At 52.8% G+C, this 17,382-nt stretch carries 14 protein-coding genes; 7 read left to right on the top strand and 7 right to left on the bottom strand.

The window, feature by feature from the left end; translation table 11 throughout:
- Window positions 1–3 precede the first annotated feature (3 nt).
- From LX66_RS27590 to LX66_RS27575, 4 genes are all read right to left on the bottom strand, one after another.
- Window positions 4–1,746 (bottom strand): RagB/SusD family nutrient uptake outer membrane protein, encoded by a 1,743-nt coding sequence (locus LX66_RS27590; RefSeq protein ID WP_145719552.1) that lies wholly within the window; start codon window positions 1,744–1,746, stop codon window positions 4–6.
- Between the two features lie 25 nt (window positions 1,747–1,771).
- On the bottom strand, window positions 1,772–5,281 hold the full coding sequence (locus LX66_RS27585; protein ID WP_145719550.1) for a TonB-dependent receptor: 3,510 nt from the start codon (window positions 5,279–5,281) through the stop codon (window positions 1,772–1,774).
- Between the two features lie 125 nt (window positions 5,282–5,406).
- Window positions 5,407–6,618, bottom strand: a complete 1,212-nt coding sequence (locus LX66_RS27580; protein ID WP_145719548.1) for a FecR family protein — start codon at window positions 6,616–6,618, stop codon at window positions 5,407–5,409.
- An 80-nt stretch (window positions 6,619–6,698) separates the two neighbouring features.
- Complete coding sequence (locus LX66_RS27575) at window positions 6,699–7,247, bottom strand: RNA polymerase sigma factor (RefSeq protein WP_145719546.1); 549 nt, start codon at window positions 7,245–7,247, stop codon at window positions 6,699–6,701.
- 162 nt (window positions 7,248–7,409) lie between these two features.
- Between LX66_RS27575 and LX66_RS27570 the strand changes: the two genes are divergently transcribed.
- The 5 genes from LX66_RS27570 (at window position 7,410) to LX66_RS27550 (ending at window position 11,473) form a co-directional block, all read left to right on the top strand.
- Complete coding sequence (locus LX66_RS27570; RefSeq protein ID WP_145719544.1) at window positions 7,410–8,804, top strand: sulfatase-like hydrolase/transferase; 1,395 nt, start codon at window positions 7,410–7,412, stop codon at window positions 8,802–8,804.
- Window positions 8,805–8,855: 51 nt separating this feature from the next.
- Entirely contained in the window at window positions 8,856–9,416 is a 561-nt protein-coding gene (locus LX66_RS27565; protein WP_145719542.1) for a Crp/Fnr family transcriptional regulator, read from the top strand.
- 87 nt (window positions 9,417–9,503) lie between these two features.
- Window positions 9,504–10,100, top strand: a complete 597-nt coding sequence (locus LX66_RS27560; protein WP_145719540.1) for a hypothetical protein — start codon at window positions 9,504–9,506, stop codon at window positions 10,098–10,100.
- Between the two features lie 98 nt (window positions 10,101–10,198).
- Entirely contained in the window at window positions 10,199–10,975 is a 777-nt protein-coding gene (locus LX66_RS27555; RefSeq protein WP_145719538.1) for an AraC family transcriptional regulator, read from the top strand.
- A 72-nt stretch (window positions 10,976–11,047) separates the two neighbouring features.
- Window positions 11,048–11,473: a VOC family protein gene (locus LX66_RS27550; RefSeq protein ID WP_145719536.1), complete on the top strand. Its 426-nt coding sequence runs from the start codon at window positions 11,048–11,050 to the stop codon at window positions 11,471–11,473.
- A 97-nt stretch (window positions 11,474–11,570) separates the two neighbouring features.
- Here the strand turns inward: LX66_RS27550 and LX66_RS27545 are convergent, their stop codons facing one another.
- Both LX66_RS27545 and LX66_RS27540 read right to left on the bottom strand, forming a co-directional pair.
- Complete coding sequence (locus tag LX66_RS27545; RefSeq protein ID WP_145719534.1) at window positions 11,571–13,544, bottom strand: hypothetical protein; 1,974 nt, start codon at window positions 13,542–13,544, stop codon at window positions 11,571–11,573.
- Between the two features lie 29 nt (window positions 13,545–13,573).
- The gene (locus LX66_RS27540; RefSeq protein WP_244620534.1) at window positions 13,574–14,992 is read right to left on the bottom strand and encodes a 3-keto-disaccharide hydrolase; all 1,419 of its coding nucleotides are present in this window, start codon (window positions 14,990–14,992) and stop codon (window positions 13,574–13,576) included.
- A gap of 174 nt (window positions 14,993–15,166) precedes the next feature.
- On the opposite strand from LX66_RS27540, the gene LX66_RS27535 reads away from it, so the two are divergent.
- The gene (locus LX66_RS27535; RefSeq protein WP_145719530.1) at window positions 15,167–15,415 is read left to right on the top strand and encodes a hypothetical protein; all 249 of its coding nucleotides are present in this window, start codon (window positions 15,167–15,169) and stop codon (window positions 15,413–15,415) included.
- 4 nt (window positions 15,416–15,419) lie between these two features.
- Here the strand turns inward: LX66_RS27535 and LX66_RS27530 are convergent, their stop codons facing one another.
- The gene (locus tag LX66_RS27530) at window positions 15,420–15,950 is read right to left on the bottom strand and encodes a hypothetical protein (protein WP_145719515.1); all 531 of its coding nucleotides are present in this window, start codon (window positions 15,948–15,950) and stop codon (window positions 15,420–15,422) included.
- 128 nt (window positions 15,951–16,078) lie between these two features.
- Between LX66_RS27530 and LX66_RS27525 the strand changes: the two genes are divergently transcribed.
- On the top strand, window positions 16,079–17,380 hold the full coding sequence (locus LX66_RS27525) for a DUF5690 family protein (protein WP_244620533.1): 1,302 nt from the start codon (window positions 16,079–16,081) through the stop codon (window positions 17,378–17,380).
- Window positions 17,381–17,382 lie beyond the last annotated feature (2 nt).

The following is a 17,382-nucleotide window of genomic DNA, read 5'->3' as shown; positions in this document are numbered from 1 at the left end:
TGTTTACCAGTTCGGGTTTTGTTCCAGGTGCTTATTGAGCGTAAGGTCTTCCAGCGGGATCGGGTAAAAGTAGTCCTTGCTTTCATCAAACACCCGGGGAGTGCTGTATAAAGGATTAAAATAACCGGAAGTGGTATTGGTCAAACGTTTTTGGTTGACGTTAATGATACTGGTGGTTCCGGGAGGCGCGCCGGAAGGATCGCCGTCATGCAGGTACACATCCGCCTGGCCGTCATTATTGAAATCAAATGCGCCCAGGCTGGGGAAGTACATGCCTACCATAGGCTTTTCCAGCTTTTTGCCTTCCTTCCAGCGCATCAGGTCATCCCAGCGCAGGCCTTCATTGAACATTTCTATGCGCCTTTCCCTCCTGATCTCCAGCAGTACGCCTTTGTTGGGCCCCTGGTCGATATTGGGATACATCGCTTCCATGTAGGGATCGGGATGGCTATTGGCTGCGGCCATGTCAAGGCCGGGCATGCCTACCCGCTGCCGGAGTTTATTAATGGACCGGTCCAGGTCGGCCTGCGTAAGCGTTCCCAGTTCCGCCTTTGCTTCCGCCAGCACCAGCAATGCTTCAGCATAGCGGAAAATGATGATATCATTGTAGGAGCTGACCGGTCCCCACTGGTCCCGGGTGGTGAGCGCCTTGATCACGCGGTAACCGGTAGTGGTGATGCCGAGGTTCACCGGTTCGCGGGCGGTTTCCCGGTAGGCGGTAAACTCCGGTCCGGGCGTGGTTTGTGTAAGGCGGGGGTCACGGTCCTGCATTTCCTCATAATATTCCATGGTGTTGTATCCCGGTATGTCGGTAAAACGGCTGTTATCCTTCATCAGGTAGCTGTTGATCATGTCTTTGGGAATCCCGTATACGCCGGCTGTAGGAGAAGTCATCAGGTAGCTGAGGCCATGGCGCCCGTAAACAGGGTTATAATCCCTGACCAGGATGGACTCGGTGGCGTCCTGGTCCGTCCGGGCAAAAAGATCCCGATAGCATTCATTTACGCCGCCTGCCGTATATAACGTGTAAGCGCCACTCGCGATCAGTTCATCCGCCGCGGATGCCGCTTCGGCCAGGAATTTTTCGTGGTCGCCCAGGTGGTGGTATTTCCGGAAGGTGCCCTCAAACAGGCAAATGCGCGCTTTCAGCAACAACGCCGTATATTTTGTTACCCGGTTGAGCTGCACTGCAGCGGGTATGCTGGCCACGGCATCATTAATATCCGCCAGCACGGAATCCATCACCAGCTTGCGGGAATCCCTGGCTTTGTACAGGTCCGGATCATCTGCTTCCAGCACTTTATTGTACCAGGGCACGTCGCCAAAGGTTTTTACCTTATTGTAATAAAAATAAGCCCGGAAGAACCTGGCAATGCCGCCAAATTGCAGCTTCGCCGCTTCATCGGGGCATTTCCGGTAATGCTGCAGAAAATAATTGATGGAGCGCAGGTGTTCCCAGGTCCAGCCGGTATTCGCACTGGAAGCAGGTACTACCCGTGCGCCTTTCACCCGTTCGTCCACGATGAGCGGAATGATGTTGTCGGAATAGGTATCGTCCAGGTACACATCTGTATTGGGCAGCATATCATAAAACCCGTTCGTATATACTTCCAGGTCAGTGGCTGTGTTGAAAAAATTTTCCGCATCGATCCTGTCCTTCGCAGTCGTATTTAAGATGTCCTTTTTATCGCAGCCCGCGGTCATGCATGCGCAGGCAACACTTAGAACAACGTATAGTTTTTTCATTTGTTAATAGTTTTGAAGTCATGAATTACAGGGTCAGGTTAACGCCGGCTGAAAAAATCTTTCCTATGGGATAAGCCTGTGCGGTGGCACGGTCCACAGCCATCCCCGGGGCGGAATAATCAATACCGGAACCGGCCATTTCAGGGTCAATATATTTCGTCAGGTTGCCAAAGCTCCAGGTGAATATATTCTCGCCGCTGAAATAGACCCGCAGGCTTTGTATCTGCGCCCGCCTGGTGAGCTTTTCCGGCAGCGTATAGCCGAGGGTCAGGTTCTTCACCCGTAAATAGCCGACATTGGTGAGATAATAATCATTGACTTCGTACAGCGAACGCCGGGTGCCCAGGGCTGCGTATCCCCTGTTGATCTGCGGATAGGTATTCCCGGGTTGTTCCGGTGTCCAGGCATTGCTCACCAGGTCTTTGCGGATAAATGACAGGTAAGGACGCAGGTAGGGTCCCCAGTAAATATCCCCGGTGGGATACCAGTCCTGCCGGGCAACGCCGGCGCCTGCCACCGAAAGATCAAAGTTTTTCCAGCTTGCGCTGATGTTGAACCCAAAAGGACAGGTGGGCATGGCATTACCAATCTCCACCAGGTCGCCATGATTGGCCAGCGTGTTGTTGCCTTTATCAATGGCGCCATCGCCATTGAGGTCCATGTACCTGATATCACCTGCCCGCAGCTTTTTCCATTCCGTATTCTGCACGATATTCAATATGTAATTGTAAACCTGCGCCAGGTCCTTGCTGGGATTCTCAAAGCCGGCCTGGTAATCGGCCGCTTCTTTATCGGACTGGAACTGCCCGTCTACCCGGTATCCATAAATAGCTCCCAGCCGCTGCCCTTCCCAGAAGGTGCTCATTAAGCCATTGGGATTGGGATACCTGGTAATCACCCCTGAGAAATTATAAACGCTTGCGGTGACCTGCAGCCGCAGGGCGCTGCCGCCTACCATAAAGCTGTTGTTATAGCCAAGGCTAAGCTCAAATCCGCGGTTGCGCAGCCTGGCAATGTTTTCCCTGGGCTCCGCCGCCCCGAATACCGATGGCAACGGCTCGCCCGGGAGGTACATGCCTTCCACATTCTTTTCATACCAGTCAAAAGAAGCGGTCAGCCGGTCATTGAAGAAACCCAGGTCCGCCCCGAAATCAATGGTACGGGAGTTTTCCCAGCTCACCACTTTGGGCAGCGGCGCGGGCGCTCCTGCAAAATTGACCCGCCCGTCGTCGATCAGCCAGGTGGTTTGGCCGGTGGTTAATAACTGTGAGAAAGTATTGTTGTCAATATTCTGGTTACCCAGCTTGCCATAGGATACCCGGAGCTTTAATGCGCTCATTACATTTTTCAAAGGCGCGTAGAACTTTTCCTCGCTGATATACCAACCGGCGGATACCGAAGGAAAAAAGCCCCAGCGGCTCACTTTGGGAAACCGGGATGAACCGTCATAACGGGCATTCACTTCCAGCAGGTACCGGTTTTTATAGTCATAGTTAAACCGGCCAAAATACCCGCGGATGCCCCACAAGGAGCCGCTGCCGGTAGCGCGCAGCAGGTCGGTTCCCAGGTTCAGGTTGGCCAGGTTGTTTGCCAGCAGCTCCCCCTGTTCGGCAAGCACGTTGTCCGAATCATAGTCTTCCTGGTTGAAGCCCAGGAGCAGTTTAAAATGATGCGTATTATGCAGGGTTGCTGTGTAAGTGCCATAGGCGTTCAGCACATTGTAGTAACTCCGGTTACGCACTTCCGTGAGCCTGTTCTGCCCCCCGGTCAGTTGCAGGATCTTGTTGCCGCTTAAATAGGAATACCGGTTCAGCCGGGTGGAATTGGCCACCTGGTTGATCCTGTTGCTGTAGGCAAAGTTCAACTGAAGCCCCTTTGCGGGATCAACCTGTGCAGACAGGGTATTAATATATTGCTCGGAATGCGATCTTATGTAGTTGGACCTTTCCGCCAGCGCGCCCTGGGCGCCATTGCCGAAAAAGTCAAAGGGCGTGCCGTTAATCTCAGACGGATGAAAAGGGAAAAGATAATACCAGGTGGTATTGCTCCACACGCCTCCGAAGCCGTTCCGGGCGCCTCCAAACGCCATATTATCCTCGGTGCTGAGCTGTGAATTGTAAGAAAGCTCCAGCCATTTATTGGCTTTTACCCGGAGGTTGGCCTTGAGGTTGTACTTCTTCAGCCTGGCGTCATCAATATTTTGTATGGTCCTGGTGCGGTATACCCTCCCGGAAAGGTACCCCTGTATCTTGTCCGTTCCTCCCGAAATGGACAGGTTATGACTATAGGATGGCTGCCATTTCCTGAAAAGGAACCGGTACCAGTCCGTATTGTAGAAGAACTTGTAGGTGCCGTCGCTTTGCTGCTCCATAAAAGGGGCTATTTCACCGGCTGCCACCTGCCTGATCTTTTCATATTCCTCATCGGTATAGCCCGTATAGGTGGTGCCGTTATACCCGTACAATGCGGCATCCACCGTTTTCCCATACTCGTAGGGATCGGAAATAAAGTCAGTGCGGGAAGTGGGCGTGGTCATGGCGAAGTTGTTGGTATAATTGACCTGCAGCTTTCCCTCCCTGCCTGTTTTAGTCGTGACCAGTATTACGCCAAATGCGCCGCGCGCGCCATATATAGCAGAAGAAGCGGCGTCCTTCAACACGGTAACGCTTTCAACATCCAGCGGGTTCAGGCGGTCTATGTCGCCTTCTATACCGTCTATCAGCACCAGGGGCGCACCGCCATTAATGGAATTGAAGCCCCGGATATTGATCTCGGGCGTTACGCCCGGGTCGCCATTATTGGACTGGATATTCAACCCGGGCAGCAGGCCCTGCAGGGATGTAACAATATTGGCCGTGGGGCGATGGCCGATTTCCTTTCCACTCACCTGGGAAACAGCACCCGTGAGGTTCACCTTCTTTTGCGTACCATACCCTACTACTACCACTTCACCGATGCTTTGCGTGGACGTTTTAAGCACCACAGTGATGAAAGCATTCCCTTTTACCGGGAGCTCCGTGGTTGCATAACCCGTGTAGGAAATCACCAGCACATCCTGTTCACCGGCGCCGGTTATTGTAAATTCACCACGCTCATCGGTGATAACAGTGCGGTTGGCCAGCTTTGCCTTTACGGTAGCGCCGATCAGCAGCTCCCCATCGCTGTCCGTAACCCTGCCCCGCAACACCGCCTGCGGGGTTTCCTGCCCGGGCGCATCCTGTGCTGCTTTAATGATGATGCTTTTATTAGCGATCTTGTAGGTCAGCCCTGTACCAGACAGGCATTTGTCAAGCACGGATGACAGGTCTGCGCCGGTCATGCCGACAGATACTTCGTCCACCTTCTCAATGGCGCGTACATTGTAAATAAGGTCGTACCCGCTCTGCTTCCCGATCTCCCTGAAAATAACAGACAGCGGCTTGTTGTGTGCATGGATAGTGATGCGCTGTGCATATGCTGCGGTAACCGGCTGCAACAACAGCAGCGTCCATAAAATTCGAGAAATGGCATTCTTCCAGACTGTATAAAATTTCATACATTCAGTTAGTTTTAGATATTTAAAAGGAGCATTACCGGCTTCTTTGGCCATAGGTTTACCCGCCAGATCCCGGCTCGGAAAATCTGTCCACCTGTATCAGGGCAAGGCAATCAGGTTGATTATCATTCCATAACAATGATCTTTTTTCCTTTCCCGGATGTATCGCCGGGTATTATCTGGAACCGGATGGTTCCGGTAGATTCGAACATATTCAACACTTCCGAGGCATTCCGGAATTTTGAGATAACTCCGCCAAAACGCTCATCGCTGATATCACCCCGGTATTCCGCTGTAAAATCGTACCAGCGGGACAGCTTCTTCATAATACTCCTGATATCTTCATCCGCAAATACAAAGTAGCCGTTCTTCCAGGCGATGGCGTCTTCCGCAATCACCTGTTTTACAGTCAGCCGCTTCATGCCTGCCAGCACCGCCTCCTCCCCCGGCTTGATCAACACCGAATGATCGCCCCTTGCTACTTTCACCGATCCCTCCAGCAGCGTTACGGCGTGCACGTCATCATTAGCATAGGCGTTTACATTAAAATGCGTGCCCAGGACTTCTACGGTCGCTTTATTAAAATGGACCCTGAATGGATTTTCCCTGTTCCTGGCAACTTCAAAATAGGCTTCTCCGCTCAGCTCAACGTCCCTCGTTCCTCCTGTAAAGCTGGCCGGGTATTTCAGTTGTGAAGCGGCATTCAGCCATACCTTGCTGCCATCCGACAAAGTCAGCGTGTACTCGCCGCCGTTTGGAACCTTCAGTATGTTGTACACCGTTCCATCAGGCTTCCCTGAAACATCTCCTTCCTCGTAAACGATCTCGCCGTTTTTCCCCTTCCTGATACGGGCACTGCCCTGCAGTCCCAGGACGCCGGCCCCGGCCGAGTCCAGGACGATCTCTGTATTATCCGCCAGTATAAGGACGGCTTTATTCTTTTTGCCAGGCAGGAGGTCGGCCGGCTTATTATGCACCTGCGCCACGCTATGCGCTTCCTGGCGGGCAGGCTTCCACCAACGGTATCCTGCAACAAGCAACAGGCAGGCAGCAGCAGCCGCGCCAGCCCATTTCCATACCTGCAGCCTGTGTACGAGGGGCCTGCGCTGTCTGTCCCGGATCTTTGCCTGTATGGCATCCCACAGCACCTGGCTGTCGTCCGGGCTGAAATGCTGCGCATCCGCCGGCTGGCGATCGAGGACCTCCCTGAAAAACTTCCGGGCGGTACGGCTATGCGCTTCCTGTGAGAGCAGCTCCAATAATTCAGCATGCTCCTCACCAGTGATCGTTTTATCATGAAAACGCGCTATGAGAATGTCTATCCTTGAAACCGGCATACGTCAATGTTCAGGTGATCGGCCCTTCATCAATAAAGACACAAAAAATGGCAAAAGGGAGATATCGAAGAGAAAAAAAATTAAAAAAACAGGCAAATAAGGATGATCGTTTCCGATAGCAGGCCCGACCGGATGAACCTGGCGATGGCCTGTACTGCAAGCTGCTGGTACTTTTTAACGGAATTTACGGATAAATTCAGGCGCAGGGCCACATCCGAATTTTTAAGCCCCTGCTGTCTCAGGCGAAATACTTTTTTCTGCTGCAGGGGCAATTGCTCTACCGCATTATCCAGTAAAGCATAATAATTATCTGCGGGTGCCTGTTCCCTGTCATCTGCAAGTGTGAAGTGCAACATGGCCTGCTGCTGCTGCTGCTTCATGCGCGCCGATTTCCGGATGGCGTTCAGCGTTTGATTACGGGTAACAATAAATAGATAGGCGCTGAAATTCCTTACCGCCGGCAGGGCCGCTCTCTCTTCCCATACCTTTACAAACACGTCCTGTATAATTTCCTCGGTCAGCTCATGGGACCTGGTGGCAGAAAAAACGAAGCCGCCCAGGTGCTGGTGGTACAGTTGAAAAAGGTCATTAAAAGCGCGCTCATTACCTTCGGCAATGGCCTGCAGCATACTATGATCTTTTAAGGAAGGCAACACGGGCAAGAGAAATTATCAATACTAATTTAGAGAACTATTCGCCAAATTTCCGCTTTTTTTCTATGACGGTATGTTATGTTTATATTATTGTGATTATATTAGTTGGATTCCACGTAAAGGATAAAAACCGTACAAATGGCAGGTCTACATCAATGGAAACTACCGGTACTGGCTGCGGTTGCCATCGCAGCGATCGTTTTATGGACAGGATATCATCCTGCCTATTCCGTAGCAAATACGCCGCCTGATAACAGGCCGAATATCATTTTCATTCTTACGGACGATATGGGCTTTAGCGACATTGGTTGTTTTGGCGGACAATTTGTTCCTACTCCCAATATAGACCGGCTTGCCAACAGTGGCCGGAAATTCATGCAATACTATAGTGCTGCTCCCATTTGTTCCCCCTCAAGGGCGGGGCTCCTTACCGGTATGTATCCCGGCAGATGGAACTTTACTACCTATCTCGATAACAAAAAGCACAACAGGAATGCTGAACAGGCCGATTTCCTGGACCCTGCCGCTCCGTCAATGGCCCGTTTTTTTAAACATGCAGGCTACGCTACCGGCCATTTTGGCAAATGGCATCTTGGTGGCGGGAGGGATGTAAAAAACGCCCCGGGGTTTGAACAATATGGTTTTGACGAGCACGCGGGCACCTACGAAAGCCCGGATCCTGATCCGTTAATTACCGCCACCAACTGGATCTGGTCCGACAAAGACAGCATCAAAAGATGGGACCGTACCCGGTACTTTGTAGATAAAACACTTGATTTTCTCAGCAGGCATAAAGGTAAACCCTGTTTTGTGAATTTGTGGCCGGACGATATGCACACCCCCTGGGTGCCAGGAAAAGACCCGGAATACACCGGTAAATATCCCATGAACCCGCAAGAGGAGGCTGCCTTTAAGCTGGTATTAAAAGAGTATGATATCCAGATGGGCAGGCTAATGGATGGATTAAAAAAGTTAGGTATTGAAAAGAACACCATCATTATTTTTACCAGCGACAATGGACCATTGCCCAGTTTCAGGGGCAGCAGGGCTGCAGGTTTGAGAGGCACAAAACTTTCTTTGTATGAGGGCGGCATACGCATGCCTTTCATCATAAGCTGGCCGGGGCATGTTCCGGCAGGAACAGTTGACGGGTCATCCGTGCTCAACGCTGTTGATATGCTTCCTTCCCTGGCCCGGCTCTGCAGCGTTCCTTTACCCGTAGATTACACCGGCGACGGAACAGACCGGAGCGCGGTGTTATCAGGCAAGCCGGCATCCAGGACCGGGGATATGTTCTGGGAATACGGGCGTAATAACATCGCATTCAAATATCCCGCCGGCAGGGACAAAAGCCCGAACCTCGCCCTGCGTTCCGGGGAATGGAAACTGTTAATGAATAGCGATGGTACGGACATTCAACTGTTCAATATCATAAAAGACAGGAACGAAACGACCAATGTTGCGGACCGCGAGCCGGCAATTGTAGCAAAGCTGAAAGAAAAGCTGTTGAAATGGCGGGCTACCGTACCGTAAAACCAGCTTAAAAGTGTAAATTGGGAAAGACACCAAACAGCCAGCCTTATCATGGAAAAACTGCAGGATATCTTCAGCAATATCGGTATCGCCGAACCGGATGTGGCACAAATACTCGCCAGGTTCGATACAAAAACATTTGCTAAAAATGAATACCTGCTGCAGGCCGGCCAGGTAGCGACCAGCATCTTTTTTGTGGAACGCGGCAGCATCCTGTTAGGACAGGAAGTAGAAGACCAGTCCGTCACCCGGCACCTGGCCAGGGAAGGAGCGTTCATTACCTGCCTGGATAGCTTCAGCCGGCAAGCCCCTACTGCCGAATTTCTGAAAGCTACCGACCCCTCTATTGTGCACTGCATACACCAAACCGACTTTGCCTGGGCACAGCAACAATTTCCCGCAATAGCAACATTCTTCCAGCAATACATTTTCCAGACCCTGCTGAAATGCCAGCAACGCATTACTGACCTGATCAGCCTGGATGCCAAAGCCTACTATAAAGAGATCATGCAAAGATCCCCGGACTATATCCAGCACATGCCCCAGTATGACCTGGCATCCTATATGGGCATCGAGCCCCAAAGCCTGAGCCGTATTCGTAAGGAAAGCTAGCAAACATCCACCGCTCTTTTCTTAACATTTGTGATTTTTTGCGGGCCCGGTTATTTGTTGCTTTGTATCGCAACAATAACGATCACCATGTCAATCAAAAGCATTTTCCTTTTCTGCCTTGCTATCACCTATGCAGGCTTATGGGCTTCCGCACAGGATAAAAGCAGCGTTTCATCAAAGCCCGAACTGGCCCTGGAAGCCAGGATAACTACTTATTTACAGGGTGGCTACGATCTGGGGGCCCTCTATTATCCAAAGGGAACAAAGTGGAGTTTCGGGTTCCTGGTCGCCCGCCATGACATTACCGGGATCACCAAAGAATGGCTGTTCGACAGTAATAACCACGATGCACTGGATATGCGTCTCAACTGGATAGCCAGTTTCTTAAGCCGCTACCATTTTGCCGCCCATAAAGAGGGCTTTTTTGCGGAACTGGGGCTAGGCATTGAAGAGTTCCGGGTTAGCGCCGGGGCGGAAACATTCAGTAATACAAATGGCTTTATAGCGCCGGCCATAGGCTATATCTGGTATCCCTGGGGGCGCTCCGGCTTTTACCTGATGCCCAAGGTGAATGGCGTATTAACGCTTTTCCGTGCAGACGAACAGACCATGGCGCATGGAACGACTTTCCGTCTCAAGCCCTTCTTTGCTACGCCCAGTTTTTCTATCGGCTGGAAATTCTGATGGCAACTCCCCCCCTTACAATGTCGCTTTTGCCCCCGGGAAACCCAGCATGCATACCTTAATTTTGGCATCGTCTCCGCCGCCAAAAGCAAAGTGCTATGCAAGTGACCTATCTGCCGCCGGCCATCCGTGTTGCCGAATATGTCCGGGAAATACTCGTTATCGAAGATTGCCGGGTAACCAACCCTTTTGTACTGCCCCTGTTCGCCAATGGCACGCCTACCCTGCTTTTCCAGACAGCGAAAGGACAGATCGGCCATGCTACGAACAACCTGACACTGTTCGGGCAGACGGTATTCCCTGATACCCTTACTATAAGGGAGGATTTCACCCTGATCGCCTATTTCTTCCAGCCATACGCGCTGAACTCATTGTTTGGCGTTTCAGCGCAGGAACTGACAGACAACCCTATTGACCTGAACCTGCTGCCGGCGCAGGTAAGGGCAGGACTCCAGGAACAGTTGCTGAACGCTACGGGAAGCAGCGAGATGATCGCCCTGCTGGACAATTACATTTTCAGCCTCACGACCAGGATCAAAACCGATATGCGCATCATTAAGTATGCCGTTGAGAAGATCGCCAGCGCGCCCTCCAAAAAGAACCTGGCGGTAGTGCAGCAGGAGTTGTACATGACCGGGCGCACGTTCCAGCGGCTGTTCCGGAAAAACATCGGCATTATTCCCACCCAGTTCAGGAGGATCAGCCAGTTCAATGCCGCGTTCCGGCAACTTAACCAGCTCCAGTTCAAAAATCTCACGGACCTTTCGTTCAGCAATGGCTATGCCGACCAGAGCCATTTTATCCGCGCTTTCCGGGAGTTTACATCCCTCACGCCGGGGGAGTACCTGGCCTATCGCCAACCCGCTGAAAATTGAATTTTGTCAGTTTCGTTCTATTTCGCCTTTTCAACCTGTAATAATTTTGAGCTATCATAAAAAAAGATCACAATGACAAACAACATCTACCCCTGCCTCTGGTTTGACGGTCAGGCCCAGGCGGCAGCCAAGTTCTACTGTTCAATTTTTAAAAACGCCAGGATCAGGGCCGACAACCAGATGGTGGTGGAATTTGAGCTCGATGGCAAAAAATTCATAGGTCTCAATGGAGGTCCCCAGTTCAAATTCAATGAAGCGGTCTCGTTCGTGATAGACTGCGAAACCCAGGAAGAGATCGACTACTACTGGGAAAAGCTTACAGCAGAAGGCGGCAGCGAGAGTAGTTGCGGCTGGCTGAAAGACAAGTTTGGCGTATCCTGGCAGGTAGTGCCTACTGTTTTACCTAAACTGCTGGGCAATCCCGACAAAGCGCAGCGGGTAATGGAGGCCTATATGAAAATGAAGAAGTTCGATATCAAAACGCTGGAGAACGCGTAAGTCCGGTATATCCCATCACCGCATATTGCGCGGCCATACCAAACAACACAGCCCCGGCCAATGACCGGGGCTGCTGTTTATTCTTCATTCCATTACTTTACTTCGCAGCGGTTTTCCCTGCCGTCAGCGAATTGATCCATGCCGCTATTTTCAACGCCTCCTTCTTAGGTACGTTGGGCATTGGCGGCATCTCGGTAGCATACCCGCTCCAGTTTTGCGGTTGCGGGTTGTAAATGAGATCTACTATCTTCTCATTACTGTATGCACGTTTCGCTATATCCAGGAAAGCGGGACCTACCTGCCTTTTATTGGCGTTATGGCAGGCCAGGCAGGTATACTTGGCCAGCAGTGGCTTCACCTCTTCAAATGTAGGTGCTACTACCGCTTTGGGCGCTGCGGCTGTTGCTTTTTTGGCAGCGGCGGCTTTTGCAGCGCTACTTTTGGCTTTGGCAGCAGCTTCGGCGGCAGCCTTTGCGGCCGCTTCTTTTTCAGAGTTGCGCGTGCTCAGCTCACTCATGGCCAGGCGGGCGCCGATGGGAATGTTGTGCAGCGTATAGAAACCCGTGGGATGCACCAGTGAATAGAAATGATCCTTTTCACGCACGCCTTCCAGGGTAATGTTATGTACATAGTGCCTGCGCAGGTTGTCCACCACCAGTCGCACTTTCATACCATCTTCGGATACCTTCACGCCTTTGATGGTACAGGGCTCCACGTTCACCGGGGGACTGCCATATACCGGGTGATATTTATAAGTAAAGCTTTCTATGGCGTAGGAAGCCAGGTCCTCAGCCGACTTCCTGTCTACCGGCTGCGTGAAGCTGATCTCAAAACCGTCCGGCATGGCCTTTATGGTCTGCATTTCAAAAGGCGTTTTCTGCGTGTTCCATACCAGCCGCTGCAAACCTTCATTAGCCTCACCGGCAGAACCCCAGCCACGGTTAGTCTCGCCTATGAACAGGGAGCCGTCCTTTGCCCAGGCCATGCGCAATACACCGGACTGGAAACCGCTGCGGAAATCAAAGCTTACACCCTGGTATTCGCCGTTCACTTTCTCCAGCTCCACGCGCATGATCTTGCTCTGGCCCTGGTCTCCCACCAGCAACTGGCCGGCAAAGGGCCCGAAATTGCCCTCCGGGATCTGTACGATCTCGGAGTTGGAGATGCCCTGTACGCCATGCGGCAGCACTACGGCCGGCAGGCGCAGGGCGGGTATCTTTTCCTTTACCTCCGCCAGGGTGATGAATGTTTCATTCACCACGTTCTCCGGCTTGATATAACGTCCTTCTGCATTCTTATTGCGGCGCGGGTCCACCAGCGCATACAGCTCTTCCGTGGTCAGCTTCAGCGGCGAATTCGGCATCCCTGTCCAGCGGAGGCCTCCCCGGTGTCCCATGAAATCGCCTTCCTTCACCTGCCATACGCCCCCGGAGCCTACCCAGTCGCCCTGGTTATCGGTATAGAACAGTTCACCGTTTATCATCCCCAATCCACAGGGAGAACGGAAGCCGGTGGCATAGGGTGTCATTTGTCCATCGGGCGTAATGTGCATCATCCAGCCGCGCCAGGGCACCCGGCTTTCACCGCGCCACCATTCCTCATCGCCAAAAGCCACATTGCCGGATACGAAAAAGGAGCCGTCCGGCGCTATTTTCGGGCCGAAGCTGTACTCGTGGTAGTGGGCGGATAAGGGCCAGGCATATACCGTTTCATACACGTCGGCCTTTCCATCCATATTGGTGTCCACCAGCTTGGTCAGCTCACCGCGCTGAGCGCAGTACAGGGCGCCGTCCTTCCAGGCCAGCCCCAGCACTTCGTGCAGCCCGGAAGCAAATTTCCGGAAGTAAGGCTTGCGGCTGGTGGGGTTTTCAACTATGTAGATATCTCCGCGGCGGGTGCTCACGCCCAGGTCTCCGTTGGGCATTACTACGAGCCCGCCAACTTCCAGCAGGGTACCTTCGGGCGAAGAGACCTTCATGATCTTCGAAAAATCTTCTTCCTTGGGTGTTTCCTGCGCAAATGCGCTGCCCGACAAGGCAGCAAGGAGCAGTGTTTTATAGATAAGTTTCATTCTTTAATATTCTTGTCTGTTCCCAAAATTTAAAAAAGTATGGAATAAGCCAGTTTTCCCTTTACCGGAACGATCAGCTCCTGGCGCCCGCCGCTTTCGCGCACTACGGGTTTGAGGCCTTTTGCGTCTTCCAGTTGCAGGTAATAGGACCGGCCATCTACGATGTACAAGCCACCGGGCTGCGCTTCTATCACGCTGCCTTCCGCCAGCTTTGCGTACAGGCCTTCAGCAGGGTTTTCCACGGTCAGCTCCCTGCGCAGGCCATGCCCGTCTTCCAGTACTTTTATAACATCCGTAACGGCAGCGCCATACACCAGGTAGCGGAAAGCCGGCCTGTCCTGCTCATCCAGCACATAGCCCTTGGGACGATAGCCCGTGCCGGTGCTGTCAGTGATCCAGGCGGCATCGGGGGAGGACAGTTTAGCCAGGGTAAATGCCGGCTTGCCCAGGTGCTGCACCGCGCCGCGCGGGCGGGAACAGCCGTTGCCCCTGTCATGCCACATGGGAGTAGCATCCAGGAAACCACCACGCCACACCTGCAGCAACATGCCTTTGTCCATATCGTAAGTATAGTGCACCTGCCTGGGGCTGCCTACCGAAACCGCGTGCGGAATGCGCGGGCCGCCCGGTACGTCCATAAAGCTGCGCAGGATGGTATTGGAGGTGGCATCCACCAGGATGGGGTCCACCTCGTCACGGCGGCTAAAGCCCCTCTCCTCCTGGTGGGGCTCACCGGTTTTAATGCGGATGTTACGGAAAGCTACCGCGCCGTGATCGCCCTGGATACGCAAGGGCCCCACAGGTTTTTCATCGCCGCCCATGGCGCCGCGGGTAGGGCCCATCAGCTCCACGTCTTCATGGATAACCACACCATTCAGCGCCACACGCAACATTCTTGCATTGGCGGTCTTATGGCCGGCCGCATCAAAGCGGGGCGCACGGAAAGCGATCTTCAAGTGCTGCCAGAGGCCCGGGGCGCGGCTTACATTCGTGCGGGGCGCATACCCTTCATAGCCTTTCTGTCCCTCCGGGCGCTGATCGTCCCAACGCTCGTAAATACCGCCGTTGTCACCGGGGCGGGGAGCAGTGGTTACGCCCCAGCTATCCAGCAACTGCACTTCATACCTGCCCTGCAGGTAAATGCCGGAATTGGAGCCGGGCGCCATCATGTAATCCAGCTCCAGCTCCATATCGCCATACTCCTCCCGGGAGTACAGATCCCGGCCGGGGTGCTTCCTGTCGGGCAGGTTTACCAGCACGCCTGCTCCCCGGGTGGGAAACAATACGTCGCGTTTATTAAGGTCTGCTGAAACATCCGCTGCAAGCTGCCAGCTTTCACCAGGATCGCGGAAAGCGGAAAGGTCCTGCAGGGAGACGCCGGCGGACTGGCCCGCAGCGGTCCCGCTTAAGACAAGGCCGGCGCTGCACAGGCATACAAAACCTGCCAAAGACCAGCCAGAATTTTTTCTCGATCTAAGTACCATAACGTTCTATCAATAAATTAGTGGCGCAATATAGGTATTGTACGCAGGGAGTGCAAGGCCGTTCATCAAAAAGGGGGCTCAATTGCACATCCCCGGGAAATCTGTACATTTGGGGCAACAGCACTTCATTAGTTTATTATGGATACAAGAGCAACCATCCCAAGCGGCGGCAGTTTTTACCCCCTGGTGCTGGAACTTTTCCAGCAGCAACAGCCCGTAGCCATATTGTACGACGACAATGGCGTTACCCGCGCGAATGGTCTTATTGAGAACATCTTTGAACGCGACGGCCGGCAGTGGCTAAAGCTGGAAGACCAGACGGAGATCCGGATAGATCAGTTATATGCTGTTAACGGGACGTTTTCTGCCGACTATTCCGAGTGCTGACGGGTCATGCGGGACCTGCTTCCTTATCCACTCTCCAGGTCCTGTGCACCAGCTTGTACCTCGCTACTGCCTCCCGGTCATTCAAAAACCAAAAGCTTAAATAGGGCCATCCATTCATCTCGCTGAATGTTTCCGAATAATACACCTGCACCGTCTTATCATCCGTTACCCAGAAATAATGAACAGGGCTTTCGTTGCCCAACAGGTTGCCCCTGGCCACGTTAGCCAGGCCAAAAAGTTTGGTCAGACAACCTTCAACTGCCATCTCCGGATACAGCTCCCGATCGGGGAATACCTGGATCATATTTATTCTCCCGTCAGGCCCGCCGGCAAAGAATACATACCTGGCGGGGAAGGCATCCCCCAGCCCGTTTTCCAGGCTAAAAATATTTCCCGGGAGTTTATACCAGCACTCCGGTCCCGGCATAGGTATGAACAGCTTCCGGTCCTCCGCATCAAGGGGCTTGCGTTCGGGGACAGCGGCTATATTTTCTCCCAACTGTATGGGGCCAAGGCCCAGGTTATTGATCAGCATAAAAACGGTGTGGCATCCTGACGGCTTCCTTAAATATACGGTTTCCCCGGCAGCAATAAAGGCGCACAGTTGTATTTATCCCCTTAACACCTTAAATTGGAAGCATTACCAATCCTCTGTATCAGCACTTGAACCATTCAACCAAAGCACCCACCGCCTTCAGCTCCCGGCAGATCATGGTAGCCGTGCTGGCGGCCATCGTCAGTTTTTCCGCGTACACCTGCATCTTTGCTTTCCGCAAAGCCTTCAATGTAGCGCCTTATGCCGGTCATACCGTATTCGGCATGGATTATAAGATCGTGCTGGTGATCACGCAGGTGACGGGGTATATGCTCAGCAAGTTCTATGGCATCCGGTTCATTTCAGAAATGAAGCGGATAGGCCGGGGACAATTGATCCTGCTGCTCACCGGTATTGCCTGGATAGCCTGGTTGCTGTTTGCTCTGCTGCCGGCGCCGTATAATTTCTGGTGCCTGCTCATCAACGGGTTTCCCCTGGGCATGCTGTGGGGCGTGGTGTTCTCCTACGTGGAAGGCCGGCGCACAACGGACCTTATCAGCGCCGCCCTGGCAGTCAGCTTCATCTTCGCTTCGGGGCTGGCCAAGTCCACGGCGCAATGGGTGATGGATCAATGGGAGGTGAGCCAGTACTGGATGCCTTTTGTGGTGGGATGTATTTTTATGCCACCTTTATTACTGTTTGTATACCTGCTGGAAAAGATCCCCCCGCCGGACGCGCTGGACCAGCAACAACGGATGGAACGGCTGCCCATGCCCGCGCACCAACGAAAAGCGCTGCTGTCTGCGTTCCTGCCCGGTATCGGGGCGCTGGTGCTCATTTATGTGCTGGTCACCATCCTCCGGGAAGTGCGGGACAATTTTATGGCAGATATGTGGCGGGAATCCGGGGAAGTATTTGAGGCCGGCGTTTTTGCCAGTACGGAAACGGTTATCAGTATTATCATCCTGGTGCTGATCGCCGCCATGATCCTGCTGCGCAACAATTTCCGCGCTTTTATGCTGTCGCAGGTCATGATGCTGCTGGGCTTCAGCATCACCCTGCTCATCACCGTGCTATACCAGCAGCAACACGTATCATTGTACACCTGGATGCTGCTGGTGGGCCTGGGCCTGTACATGGTGTATATCCCTTATAACAGCATCCTGTTCGACCGGTTTATCGCTGCTTTTCGTTTTGCCGGCAATGTGGGCTTCCTCATTTACCTGGCGGACTCCTTCGGCTACCTGGGCAGCGTGGGCGTACTGCTGATGAAAACGGTGCTGAAGGTAGAAGCCAACTGGCTGCATTTTTACCTGCAACTGGTAATGATAACCGGGATAACGGGCCTGGCCGGCACCGTGACCGCTATCGTATATTTTACGGGGAAGCACCGGCGTTTGCAGGCAGGAGAAAGCGGGCGCAGTATATGACG

The sequence above is a fragment of the Chitinophaga japonensis genome (assembly GCF_007830125.1).
GTDB lineage: Bacteria > Bacteroidota > Bacteroidia > Chitinophagales > Chitinophagaceae > Chitinophaga > Chitinophaga japonensis.
This window is presented reverse-complemented; position numbering and strand designations above follow the sequence as displayed.